This window comes from Avibacterium sp. 20-132 (assembly GCF_023611925.1).
Taxonomy (GTDB): Bacteria; Pseudomonadota; Gammaproteobacteria; order Enterobacterales; family Pasteurellaceae; genus Avibacterium.
In genome coordinates, this window is sequence record NZ_CP091456.1 from 736,508 (window position 1) to 748,211 (window position 11,704).

Sequence of the window (11,704 nt, forward strand, 5' to 3'; positions counted from 1 at the left end):
AAAGTAGTAAATTACCAACTAGCTTTTTTAAGGCCAGGAATTTCACCACGCATTGCTGCTTCACGAACCTTAATACGGCTCAAACCAAACTTACGTAAGAAACCGTGTGGACGACCAGTTTGGTTGCAACGGTTACGTTGACGGCTAGGGCTTGAATCACGTGGTAAAGACTGTAACTTTAACACTGCTGCCCAACGATCTTCATCTGATGCATTGACATCAGAGATGATTTTTTTCAATTCCATACGTTTTGTATAGAATTTCTCAGCGAGTTTTACGCGTTTGACATCGCGTGCTTTCATTGATTGTTTAGCCATTTGTAACCTGCCTTATTTACGGAATGGGAAATTAAAGGCAGCCAATAGTGCTTGACCTTCTTCATCGCTATTAGCAGTAGTAGTAATAGTGATATCTAAACCACGAACACGATCTACTTTATCATAGTCGATTTCAGGGAAGATAATTTGCTCACGTACACCCATACTGTAGTTACCACGACCATCAAATGATTTCGCACTTAAACCGCGGAAGTCACGAATACGTGGAACAGCGATTGTAATTAAACGTTCAAAGAACTCCCACATACGTTCGCCACGTAGTGTTACTTTACAACCGATTGGATATCCCTGACGGATTTTAAAGCCAGCAACAGATTTGCGTGCTTTAGTAATTAAAGGTTTTTGACCACTAATCGCTGCTAAATCCGCAACTGCGTTATCTAGCAATTTCTTATCGGTCAATGCTTCACCCACCCCCATATTCAGGGTAATCTTTTCGATTCGTGGGACTTGCATGACAGACGAGTAGTTGAATTTCTCTTTCAATTCATTAACTACTTGATCTCTGTAGTAATCATGCAGTTTCGCCATCGCATTACTCCAGTTTTTAATTAAATAATTTCATTGTTAGATTTAAAGAAGCGGACTTTTTTACCATCTTCAAATCTAAAACCTACACGGTCAGCTTTGTTTGTTTTTGGGTTAAAAATCGCAACATTCGATACATCAATTGCTGCTTCTTTTTTCACTAAGCCACCTTCTTTTCCTAATGCAGGAACTGGTTTCTCGTGTTTAGTGATAATGTTGATACCCTCAACAATAACTTTACCGTTTGGTAACACTTTAGTTACCTTACCACGTTTGCCTTTGCTTTTACCAGCAAGAACAATTACTTCATCATTTTGACGAATTTTTGCAGCCATTTCTTACTCCTTATAGTACTTCTGGCGCCAAAGAAATGATCTTCATAAACTTCTCAGAACGAAGTTCACGAGTCACAGGTCCAAAAATACGAGTACCGATTGGTTGCTCTGTGTTATTGTTTAAAATTACACAAGCATTACCATCGAAGCGAATGACTGATCCATCTGGGCGACGAACACCCTTCTTGGTGCGCACAACAACTGCTTTTAATACATCACCTTTTTTAACTTTACCGCGTGGAATTGCTTCTTTCACAGTAATTTTGATGATATCACCAATAGCAGCGTAACGACGGTGCGATCCACCTAGAACCTTGATACACATTACACTGCGAGCGCCTGAGTTATCAGCAACGTCCAGCATAGTCTGTTCTTGGATCATCTTAGTACTCCGCTAAAATTAATAACACCCTCTCGGGACGAACCTATCCTTACAGGATAGAGGATGAATTGTACTATAAAAAATGCTATGAATGCAATATAAAACTGATCTCTAAACACTATTTTCCTTAGAAAAAATCATATAACTCCCCAAATCAAAGTGCGGTGTAATTTTGACAGATTTTTCTTGCATCTTTTTTCTCTTACTTATGTCTTTATACCCCAAACATATCAGACATAATTAATAGCTATTAAATATACTTATATATAATATCTTTTATCTTTGGATTATGACTTAATCTAGCCTATTCATTCTCAGTGATGCTTATCTGCTTTTATTCCCTAAAAAACAAAAAACGCCACAGAGTTCCCTCAATGGCGTTCTTCTTTCATTCAAAACCTGGCGGTGCCCTACTCTCACATGGGAAACTCCCACACTACCATCGGCGTTACAGCGTTTCACTTCTAAGTTCGGCATGGATTTAGGTGGGTCCACTGCACTAACGCCGCCAAGATAATTCTTTCGCTTATCTAAAGCTTATCTCTCTTATCTACAGACTTCAAAGCATTCCGCTCTAAAATCTCTACTCTCTCAATCAAAAACAAGCCAAAATCCTTGAGTGTTGTATAGTTAAGCCTCTCGGGCAATTAGTACTGGTTAGCTCAACGACTCACATCGCTTACACACCCAGCCTATCTACGTCTTAGTCTCAAACAACCCTTACCAACTTAAAGTCGGGGAGAACTCATCTTAAGGCAAGTTTCGTGCTTAGATGCTTTCAGCACTTATCTCTTCCGCATTTAGCTACCCAGCAGTGCCTCTGGCGAGACAACTGGTACACCAGTGATGCGTCCACTCCGGTCCTCTCGTACTAGGAGCAGCCCCTCTCAATTCTCCAACGCCCACGGCAGATAGGGACCGAACTGTCTCACGACGTTCTAAACCCAGCTCGCGTACCACTTTAAATGGCGAACAGCCATACCCTTGGGACCTACTTCAGCCCCAGGATGTGATGAGCCGACATCGAGGTGCCAAACACCGCCGTCGATATGAACTCTTGGGCGGTATCAGCCTGTTATCCCCGGAGTACCTTTTATCCGTTGAGCGATGGCCCTTCCATTCAGAACCACCGGATCACTATGACCTGCTTTCGCACCTGCTCGACTTGTCTGTCTCGCAGTTAAGCTTGCTTATACCATTGCACTAACCTGACGATGTCCGACCGTCATTAGCAAACCTTCGTGCTCCTCCGTTACCCTTTGGGAGGAGACCGCCCCAGTCAAACTACCCACCAGACACTGTCCGAACACCCGTTTCAGGCGCTTCGTTAGAACATCAAACGTTAAAGGGTGGTATTTCAACAACGACTCCACGATAACTGGCGTTACCGCTTCATAGTCTCCCACCTATCCTACACATCAAAATTCAAGGTTCAGTGTCAAGCTATAGTAAAGGTTCACGGGGTCTTTCCGTCTAGCCGCGGGTACACCGCATCTTCACGGCGATTTCAATTTCACTGAGTCTCGGGTGGAGACAGCCTGGCCATCATTATGCCATTCGTGCAGGTCGGAACTTACCCGACAAGGAATTTCGCTACCTTAGGACCGTTATAGTTACGGCCGCCGTTTACTGGGGCTTCGATCAGGAGCTTCTCTTTCGATTACACCATCAATTAACCTTCCAGCACCGGGCAGGCATCACACCCTATACGTCCACTTTCGTGTTTGCAGAGTGCTGTGTTTTTAATAAACAGTTGCAGCCAGCTGGTATCTTCGACTGGTTCATGCTCCATTCGCAAAGAACTTCACACTACGCCAGCGCACCTTCTCCCGAAGTTACGGTGCTATTTTGCCTAGTTCCTTCACCCGAGTTCTCTCAAGCGCCTGAGTATTCTCTACCTGACCACCTGTGTCGGTTTTCAGTACGGTTTAGTAAAGCCTGAAGCTTAGTGGCTTTTCCTGGAAGTGTGGTATCAGTTACTTCAGCTCCGTAGAGCCTCGTCATCATCTCTCTGTGTTGACAGTAGACCGGATTTGCCTAGTCTACCCACCTACCAACTTAAACGTACATTTCCAACAGTACGCTAACCTAACCTTCTCCGTCCCCACATCGCAGCTTTACCAAGTACGGGAATATTAACCCGTTTCCCATCGACTACGCTTTTCAGCCTCGCCTTAGGGGCCGACTCACCCTGCCCCGATTAACGTTGGACAGGAACCCTTGGTCTTCCGGCGAACGGGTTTTTCACCCGTTTTATCGTTACTTATGTCAGCATTCGCACTTGTGATACGTCCAGCAAACCTCTCAATTCACCTTCTTCCGCTTACACAACGCTCCCCTACCCAACAATCTTTCGATTGATGCCGCAGCTTCGGTACTATATTTTAGCCCCGTTACATCTTCCGCGCAGGCCGACTCGACTAGTGAGCTATTACGCTTTCTTTAAATGGTGGCTGCTTCTAAGCCAACATCCTAGCTGTCTAAGCCTTCCCACTTCGTTTCCCACTTAATATAGATTTTGGGACCTTAGCTGGCGGTCTGGGTTGTTTCCCTCTCCACGACGGACGTTAGCACCCGCCGTGTGTCTCCTGTGCAGTACTCTTTGGTATTCGGAGTTTGCATCGGTTTGGTAACCCGGGATGGGCCCCTAGCCGAAACAGTGCTCTACCCCCAAAGGTATTCACACAAGGCTCTACCTAAATAGATTTCGGGGAGAACCAGCTATCTCCCGGTTTGATTGGCCTTTCACCCCCAGCCACAGGTCATCCGCTAATTTTTCAACATTAGTCGGTTCGGTCCTCCAGTTAGTGTTACCCAACCTTCAACCTGCCCATGGCTAGATCACCGGGTTTCGGGTCTATACCTTGCAACTCATCGCCCAGTTAAGACTCGGTTTCCCTTCGGCTCCCTTATTCAGTTAACCTCGCTACAAAATATAAGTCGCTGACCCATTATACAAAAGGTACGCAGTCACCCCAAAGGGCTCCCACTGCTTGTACGTACAGGGTTTCAGGTTCTATTTCACTCCCCTCACCGGGGTTCTTTTCGCCTTTCCTTCACAGTACTGGTTCACTATCGGTCAATCAGGAGTATTTAGCCTTGGAGGATGGTCCCCCCATCTTCAAACAGGATTCCTCGTGTCCCGCCCTACTTCTCGTAAGCTTAGTACCACACGCGATTTTTTAGATACGGGGCTATCACCCTGTTTCGCTTGACTTCCCAGTCAATTCTCCTAAATCACTTGCTATCACTTACTGGCTACTCCGCTTTCGCTCGCCGCTACTCACAGAATCTCGGTTGATTTCTTTTCCTCGGGGTACTTAGATGTTTCAGTTCTCCCGGTTCGCCTTGTTTACCTAGTTTATTCAGTAAACAATGATAGGTTCTTCACCTATCGGGTTTCCCCATTCGGACATCGTGGGTTAAACGCTTCTTATCAACTCACCCACGCTTTTCGCAGATTAGCACGTCCTTCTTCGCCTCTGATTGCCAAGGCATCCGCCCTGTACGCTTTCTCACTTAACTATACAACCTCAAGGATTTTTTCCTTAAAGCTATCATCGTCATTCGTTGAGAATCGCTTACTTGCTTTTGTTCAAGTAAGTCTTCTTCTACTCAGACTTCTTCAATTCAGTGATAAACTTTATCCTTTATCACCGGCTTGAAAGTCTCTTCAGTTTTCAGCTTGTTTTTACATTGTTAAAGAGCAATTCGCTATAAGATTAGCTTTATATGGCGTCCCCTAGGGGATTCGAACCCCTGTTACCGCCGTGAAAGGGCGATGTCCTAGGCCTCTAGACGAAGGGGACTACATATAAAGATAATCTCTACTACATCCTTTGCTTCTCATTGTCTAACATCAATCAACCAATCTGTGTGAACATTCGTCTTCTCTTCGGTAAGGAGGTGATCCAACCGCAGGTTCCCCTACGGTTACCTTGTTACGACTTCACCCCAGTCATGAATCATACCGTGGTAAACGCCCCCCTCTCGGTTAAGCTATCTACTTCTGGTACAACCCACTCCCATGGTGTGACGGGCGGTGTGTACAAGGCCCGGGAACGTATTCACCGCGACATTCTGATTCGCGATTACTAGCGATTCCGACTTCATGGAGTCGAGTTGCAGACTCCAATCCGGACTTAGATGCACTTTCTGAGATTCGCTCACCCTCGCAGGCTCGCTTCCCTCTGTATGCACCATTGTAGCACGTGTGTAGCCCTACTCGTAAGGGCCATGATGACTTGACGTCATCCCCACCTTCCTCCAGTTTATCACTGGCAGTCTCCTTTGAGTTCCCACCCATAGTGCTGGCAACAAAGGATAAGGGTTGCGCTCGTTGCGGGACTTAACCCAACATTTCACAACACGAGCTGACGACAGCCATGCAGCACCTGTCTCAAAGCTCCCGAAGGCACAAACTCATCTCTGAGTTCTTCTTTGGATGTCAAGAGTAGGTAAGGTTCTTCGCGTTGCATCGAATTAAACCACATGCTCCACCGCTTGTGCGGGCCCCCGTCAATTCATTTGAGTTTTAACCTTGCGGCCGTACTCCCCAGGCGGTCGATTTATCACGTTAGCTACGGGCGCCAAGCTCAAAGCCCAACCCCCAAATCGACAGCGTTTACAGCGTGGACTACCAGGGTATCTAATCCTGTTTGCTCCCCACGCTTTCGCACATGAGCGTCAGTATCTCCCCAAGGGGCTGCCTTCGCCTTCGGTATTCCTCCACATCTCTACGCATTTCACCGCTACACGTGGAATTCTACCCCTCCCTAGAGTACTCTAGTAAACCAGTCTGAAATGCAATTCCCAAGTTAAGCTCGGGGATTTCACATCTCACTTAATTTACCGCCTGCGTGCCCTTTACGCCCAGTTATTCCGATTAACGCTCGCACCCTCCGTATTACCGCGGCTGCTGGCACGGAGTTAGCCGGTGCTTCTTCTGTGACTAACGTCAAATCAACGTGCTATTAACACGTCCACCTTCCTCATCACCGAAAGAACTTTACAACCCGAAGGCCTTCTTCATTCACGCGGCATGGCTGCGTCAGGGTTCCCCCCATTGCGCAATATTCCCCACTGCTGCCTCCCGTAGGAGTCTGGGCCGTGTCTCAGTCCCAGTGTGGCTGGTCATCCTCTCAGACCAGCTAGAGATCGCAGGCTTGGTAGGCCTTTACCCCACCAACTACCTAATCCCACTTGGGCTCACCTTATGGCTAGTGGCCTTGCGGTCCCACTACTTTAATCCTCAGATATTACGCGGTGTTAGCCATCGTTTCCAATGGTTATCCCCCTCCATAAAACAGATTCCCAAGCATTACTCACCCGTCCGCCACTCGTCAGCATCGAAAGCAAGCTTTCAACCCGTTACCGTTCGACTTGCATGTGTTAAGCCTGCCGCCAGCGTTCAATCTGAGCCATGATCAAACTCTTCAGTTTAATCTCGCTCAATGAATACATAACGTTATATTCTTTTCGAATCTCAAGTTAAGCATCATTGATTTCTAAATTTTAAATCTTTTTGAAAATCAACGAATGCCCACACAGATTGTCTGATTGATTGTTAAAGAGCAAAAAAGAACGACGCGATTTGTATCATCTTAATTTCTACAACGTCGCGTCGTTGTGTGCGGCGTATTATAGACATCTCGAAAATCTTTGCAAGTGTTTTTTTTGCAAATTTTTAAGATTTTTTATCGCCTGATGACTTTTACGCCAAGTTGCAAAATTATTCACCTAAGTGCGGTGAAAATTTATCGAATTTTTATACCGCACTTTGCTTTTACGTCCTTTTAATTTCACATTTTACTTTTTCATTTGCTTAATTAAAGCAGGTAATTGCGCAATGCTATTTATCACAAAATCAGCGGTTTGTTCACTTTCGGCGGTGATCGCTTTGCCTGTACGCACTAAAACACAATTTTTCACACCAGCTCCTTTGCCAGCTTGCATATCTTCTTTTTTATCACCCAGCATAAAAGACTGCGCAGGATCGATATTCAATTCTTCTATTGCCTGTAATAACATACCCGATTTCGGCTTACGGCAATCGCACGCTTCTTTATATTCTCCTTTGCCTTCAGGGTGATGAGGGCAATAATAGATACCATCGAGATCGACACCGCGATCTGCCAGTGACCAATCCATCCATTCGGTGAGTTGTAAAAATTGTTGTTCTGTAAAATAGCCTCTTGCAATGCCCGATTGATTCGTTACCAACACCAATAAATAGCCCATTGCCTTAAGTTGTTGCAATGCCTCAATGCTCCCCTCAATAAATTGAAAGTCATCAATTTGATGGACATAACCGTGATCAATATTGATCGTCCCATCTCGATCGAGAAAAATCGCTTTATTCACCTTCTTATCCTTATTATATTAATGCTTGCTATTTTGTTGCATTATGACGTAATTTTATTCTAACTAATAGCGGAACATTCTAAAAATCTTGTGAATAAATATTGACACAGCATTCTAGACGTCTAAAATACCAAAAACTTAAATTTAAGCATATAAAAAGGGCTTATATGATTAAGCTAGAAAACCTTAGTAAAATTTTCGACATTGCGGATAAAAAAATCACGGCACTTGATAACGTCAATTTGCACGTTCCGAAAAGGCAAATTTGCGGTGTGATTGGTGCCTCAGGTGCGGGGAAAAGCACGCTAATCCGCTGTGTCAATTTATTAGAACGACCAACTTCTGGTTCTGTGATAGTAAATGGCAAAGCATTAACCCATTTATCCGATAGCCAACTGATTCAAGAACGACGCAATATTGGAATGATTTTCCAACATTTCAATTTGCTCAGTTCACGCACCGTCTATGGCAACATTGCCCTGCCACTAGAATTAGCAGGTGAAAGCAAAGCTGACATTAAACAAAAAGTGGAACAGTTGCTTGCTTTAGTTGGATTAAGTGAAAAACGTGATGTTTACCCAGCCAATCTTTCAGGTGGACAAAAACAACGTGTTGCTATTGCGCGCGCCTTAGCCAGTGATCCTAAAGTACTCCTCTGCGATGAAGCAACCAGTGCGCTAGATCCCGCCACCACGCAAGCAATTTTAAAATTATTAAAAGAAATTAACCGCACTTTAGGTATTACTATTCTATTGATTACACACGAAATGGACGTAGTAAAACGGATCTGCGATCAAGTGGCGGTGATTGACAAAGGGCGACTTGTTGAACAAGGTTCGGTGAGCGAAATTTTCTCAAATCCAAAAACTGAATTGGCACAACAATTTATTAGCTCAACATTCCACATTAATTTGCCGGAAGAATATTTGGAAAAATTATCACCAACCCCAAAACACCCGAATGCTTGGCCAATTATTAAATTTGAATTTACGGGGCGTTCCGTAGATGCGCCGTTACTTTCACAAGCTTCCAAACGTTTTGGCGTGGATTTAAGTATTCTCACCTCACAAATTGACTATGCAGGTGGGGTAAAATTTGGTTTTACCATCGCAGAAGTGGAAGGCGATGAAGACGCGATTACGCAAGCCAAAATTTATCTAATGGAAAATAATGTTCGTGTGGAGGTATTAGGTTATGTGGACTGAGTTTAGCGCTGAATTTTCCCGTCAGCTTACCCCACAAGTTTGGCAACTGATTGCCAACAGCTCTTTTGAAACAGTTTATATGAGCCTTGTGGCAACCTTTTTTGCTGTATTATTTGGCTTGCCATTGGGCATCATCACCTTTCTAACCAAAGAAGGGCAAACCCTAAATAACAAAAAATTGAACCGCACTTTAGAAATCATTATTAATGTTGGGCGTTCAATTCCTTTTATCATTTTATTATTTGATTTAATGCCCGTAACGCGTTTTCTGGTTGGCACCACCTTAGGCACCACAGCAGCAATTATTCCATTAAGTGTTGCTGCCTTGCCTTTTTATGCACGCTTAACCGTAAACGCCTTAGGCGATATTCCTACGGGGCTAACAGAAACCGCCAAAGCAATGGGAACAAACGTTTGGCAGTTAGTTACACGCTTTTATTTACCCGAAGCCTTACCGATTCTGATTAAAGCAATGACACTCACTTTAGTCACACTGATTGGTTATTCCGCAATGGCTGGCGCAGTGGGCGGTGGCGGTTTAGGTAACACCGCAATTTCTTTCGGATTACACCGCAATATGCCTTATGTGCTTTGGGTTTCAACCATTATCATCGTACTTATCGTTATGTTATGCGAAAAATACGGTAACAAATTAGCGGATCATTTCGATCATCGTTAATCTCAACATCCACTTAACTCACTAAAAAGGAAAGTAAAAATGAACTTTAAAAAATTATTCACGGTAGCCACACTTTCATCGGTTTTAGCACTAACCGCTTGTAAAGATGACAAAAAAGCAGAAACCACCGCCTCAGCACAACCTGCTACACAAAAAATTAAAGTGGGCGTAATGTCAGGGCCAGAACACCAAGTGGCGGAAATTGCGGCAAAAGTAGCGAAAGAAAAATATGGTTTAGATGTCGAATTTGTCGAATTTAACGAATATTCATTACCAAACCCAGCGGTAAGCAATGGGGATTTAGATATCAATGCAATGCAACACAAACCTTACCTTGATAAAGATTCGCAAGAACACGGCTATAAAAACCTTGTTATCGTGGGTAACACCTTCGTTTATCCATTAGCTGGTTATTCGAAAAAAATTAAAAATGTGAGCGAATTACAAGACGGTGCAATCATTGCTGTGCCAAATGATCCAAGTAACCTTGCGCGTGCATTAATCTTATTAGAAAAACAAGGTTTAATTAAACTTAAAGACAACACAAACCTATTCGCAACCTCTTTAGACATTGTAGAAAATCCAAAACATCTACAAATTAAAGAAGTGGATACCTCTGTGGCAGCCCGTGCATTAGATGATGTTGATTTGGCGGTTGTTAATAACACTTACGCGGGTCAAGTTGGTTTAAATACACAAGAACACGGTGTGTTTGTCGAAGATAAAGATTCGCCTTATGTAAACATTATCGTAGCGCGTGAAGACAACAAAGACAGCGACGCGGTGAAAAACTTCGTAAAAGCGTATCAAACCGATGAAGTGTACCAAGAAGCAGTAAAATACTTCAAAGACGGCGTAGTTAAAGGCTGGTAATTTTAACCCCTTTTTTCACCTTGCCCCTGACCATTCAGGGGCATTATTTTCTCATCGAAAAAACACCGCACTTTTCTTGTTCAACAAAAATGAACGCTCTATAATAGCAACCCCTTTACTTATTCCCAAAAAACGTATGGACATTGCAATTTATATCCAATTTTTCGTAGGACTGATCGCACTCGTCAATCCACTGGGTGTCATTCCTATTTTCTACTCAATGACATCAGATCAAACACCTGCACAGCAAAATCGCACTGGGCTTATTACCTGCTTTTCTGTTACCGTGATTTTGTTGGTCAGCTTCTTCTTTGGCAATATGATTTTAGATGCCTTTCATATTTCCATTAACTCTTTCCGCATTGCGGGAGGCATTTTGGTAGCGATGATCGCACTGACAATGATCAACGGTAAAATCGGTGATCATAAAATCAATAAAGAAGAAAAAGCAGAAAATTTTGACGATTACAACAACATTGCCGTTGTGCCATTGGCAATGCCAATTATGGCAGGCCCCGGCTCAATCAGTGCCACCATCGTATTTGGCTCAAATCAGCATACCATTATGGATTATATTTACACCTCACTCACTATTGCCATTTTCGGGCTATGCTGTTTTATCTTATTAAAATATTCTGAGCCATTGATTAAAAAACTAGGCAAAACAGGTTCCAATGTGATTACCCGTATTATGGGGTTAATTTTGATGTCTCTCGGGGTTGAAATTATTGTTGAAGGGATCAAAAACCTTCATCTCTTCTGATTTATTTTTTAAAGTGCGGTGGTTTATTTAGAATTTTTTCATAAACCACCGCTTTTTTTTGATAATCAGCTAATTTTTTATAAAAAACCATTTTTTTACAAAAAAATATTTGCAATAGATCCCCTTTTTGTTGCATAGTAATTCCCAAGCCAACTTTCTAAGGCTTACCTAAAGACTGTACAACAGGACTTTAGCCATTCTAATAATAAATTTATCAACATCATACACACATAAAGGA

The 11,704-nt window shown here is 43.3% G+C and carries 10 protein-coding genes, 1 tRNA gene and 3 rRNA genes; 4 read left to right on the forward strand and 10 right to left on the reverse strand.

Annotated features, from left to right (window positions below; translation table 11 throughout):
• Positions 1 to 11 precede the first annotated feature (11 nt).
• The 9 genes from rpsN to gmhB all read right to left on the reverse strand — a co-directional run bounded on the left by rpsN (position 12) and on the right by gmhB (position 7,946).
• Positions 12 to 317: a 30S ribosomal protein S14 gene (gene rpsN / locus L4F93_RS03450; protein WP_250351138.1), complete on the reverse strand. Its 306-nt coding sequence runs from the start codon at positions 315 to 317 to the stop codon at positions 12 to 14.
• Positions 318 to 329: 12 nt separating this feature from the next.
• A complete protein-coding gene (gene rplE / locus L4F93_RS03455; RefSeq protein WP_115248902.1) occupies positions 330 to 869 on the reverse strand; it encodes a 50S ribosomal protein L5 in 540 nt (179 codons plus the stop codon).
• A 20-nt stretch (positions 870 to 889) separates the two neighbouring features.
• The gene (gene rplX, locus L4F93_RS03460; protein ID WP_250351139.1) at positions 890 to 1,201 is read right to left on the reverse strand and encodes a 50S ribosomal protein L24; all 312 of its coding nucleotides are present in this window, start codon (positions 1,199 to 1,201) and stop codon (positions 890 to 892) included.
• 10 nt (positions 1,202 to 1,211) lie between these two features.
• Complete coding sequence (rplN, locus tag L4F93_RS03465; protein WP_005548786.1) at positions 1,212 to 1,583, reverse strand: 50S ribosomal protein L14; 372 nt, start codon at positions 1,581 to 1,583, stop codon at positions 1,212 to 1,214.
• A 397-nt stretch (positions 1,584 to 1,980) separates the two neighbouring features.
• Positions 1,981 to 2,096, reverse strand: a 5S ribosomal RNA gene (gene rrf / locus L4F93_RS03470).
• Between the two features lie 113 nt (positions 2,097 to 2,209).
• Positions 2,210 to 5,108: ribosomal RNA gene (locus L4F93_RS03475) — 23S ribosomal RNA — on the reverse strand.
• 208 nt (positions 5,109 to 5,316) lie between these two features.
• A tRNA-Glu gene (locus tag L4F93_RS03480) sits at positions 5,317 to 5,392 on the reverse strand.
• Positions 5,393 to 5,482: 90 nt separating this feature from the next.
• Positions 5,483 to 7,025 (reverse strand): 16S ribosomal RNA (locus L4F93_RS03485).
• The 16S, 23S and 5S rRNA genes sit together here with 1 tRNA gene alongside, the layout of an rRNA operon.
• 366 nt (positions 7,026 to 7,391) lie before the next feature.
• Complete coding sequence (gene gmhB, locus L4F93_RS03490; RefSeq protein WP_250351140.1) at positions 7,392 to 7,946, reverse strand: D-glycero-beta-D-manno-heptose 1,7-bisphosphate 7-phosphatase; 555 nt, start codon at positions 7,944 to 7,946, stop codon at positions 7,392 to 7,394.
• A gap of 167 nt (positions 7,947 to 8,113) precedes the next feature.
• On the opposite strand from gmhB, the gene metN reads away from it, so the two are divergent.
• The 4 genes from metN (at position 8,114) to L4F93_RS03510 (ending at position 11,466) form a co-directional block, all read left to right on the forward strand.
• Positions 8,114 to 9,151 (forward strand): methionine ABC transporter ATP-binding protein MetN, encoded by a 1,038-nt coding sequence (metN, locus tag L4F93_RS03495; protein WP_250351141.1) that lies wholly within the window; start codon positions 8,114 to 8,116, stop codon positions 9,149 to 9,151.
• The gene (locus L4F93_RS03500; RefSeq protein ID WP_250351142.1) at positions 9,141 to 9,830 is read left to right on the forward strand and encodes a methionine ABC transporter permease; all 690 of its coding nucleotides are present in this window, start codon (positions 9,141 to 9,143) and stop codon (positions 9,828 to 9,830) included. The genes metN and L4F93_RS03500 overlap by 11 nt, the downstream gene beginning before the upstream one ends.
• Positions 9,831 to 9,869: 39 nt before the next feature.
• Complete coding sequence (locus L4F93_RS03505; protein WP_250351143.1) at positions 9,870 to 10,703, forward strand: MetQ/NlpA family lipoprotein; 834 nt, start codon at positions 9,870 to 9,872, stop codon at positions 10,701 to 10,703.
• 136 nt (positions 10,704 to 10,839) lie between these two features.
• Complete coding sequence (locus tag L4F93_RS03510) at positions 10,840 to 11,466, forward strand: YchE family NAAT transporter (RefSeq protein ID WP_250351144.1); 627 nt, start codon at positions 10,840 to 10,842, stop codon at positions 11,464 to 11,466.
• Between the two features lies 1 nt (position 11,467).
• On the opposite strand, the gene L4F93_RS12410 is transcribed toward L4F93_RS03510, so the two are convergent.
• The gene (locus tag L4F93_RS12410) at positions 11,468 to 11,602 is read right to left on the reverse strand and encodes a hypothetical protein (protein ID WP_265748291.1); all 135 of its coding nucleotides are present in this window, start codon (positions 11,600 to 11,602) and stop codon (positions 11,468 to 11,470) included.
• Between the last annotated feature and the right edge of the window lie 102 nt (positions 11,603 to 11,704).

Excerpts from the sequence above, each read along its gene's own strand:
- L4F93_RS03505 (WP_250351143.1), top strand. The coding sequence starts at position 9,870 with ATGAACTTTAAAAAATTATTCACGGTAGCCACACTTTCATCGGTTTTA.
- L4F93_RS03510 (WP_250351144.1), top strand. The coding sequence starts at position 10,840 with ATGGACATTGCAATTTATATCCAATTTTTCGTAGGACTGATCGCACTC.
- rplN (WP_005548786.1), bottom strand. The coding sequence starts at position 1,583 with ATGATCCAAGAACAGACTATGCTGGACGTTGCTGATAACTCAGGCGCT.
- rplX (WP_250351139.1), bottom strand. The coding sequence starts at position 1,201 with ATGGCTGCAAAAATTCGTCAAAATGATGAAGTAATTGTTCTTGCTGGT.
- L4F93_RS12410 (WP_265748291.1), bottom strand. The coding sequence starts at position 11,602 with ATGCAACAAAAAGGGGATCTATTGCAAATATTTTTTTGTAAAAAAATG.
- rplE (WP_115248902.1), bottom strand. The coding sequence starts at position 869 with ATGGCGAAACTGCATGATTACTACAGAGATCAAGTAGTTAATGAATTG.
- metN (WP_250351141.1), top strand. The coding sequence starts at position 8,114 with ATGATTAAGCTAGAAAACCTTAGTAAAATTTTCGACATTGCGGATAAA.
- rpsN (WP_250351138.1), bottom strand. The coding sequence starts at position 317 with ATGGCTAAACAATCAATGAAAGCACGCGATGTCAAACGCGTAAAACTC.
- L4F93_RS03500 (WP_250351142.1), top strand. The coding sequence starts at position 9,141 with ATGTGGACTGAGTTTAGCGCTGAATTTTCCCGTCAGCTTACCCCACAA.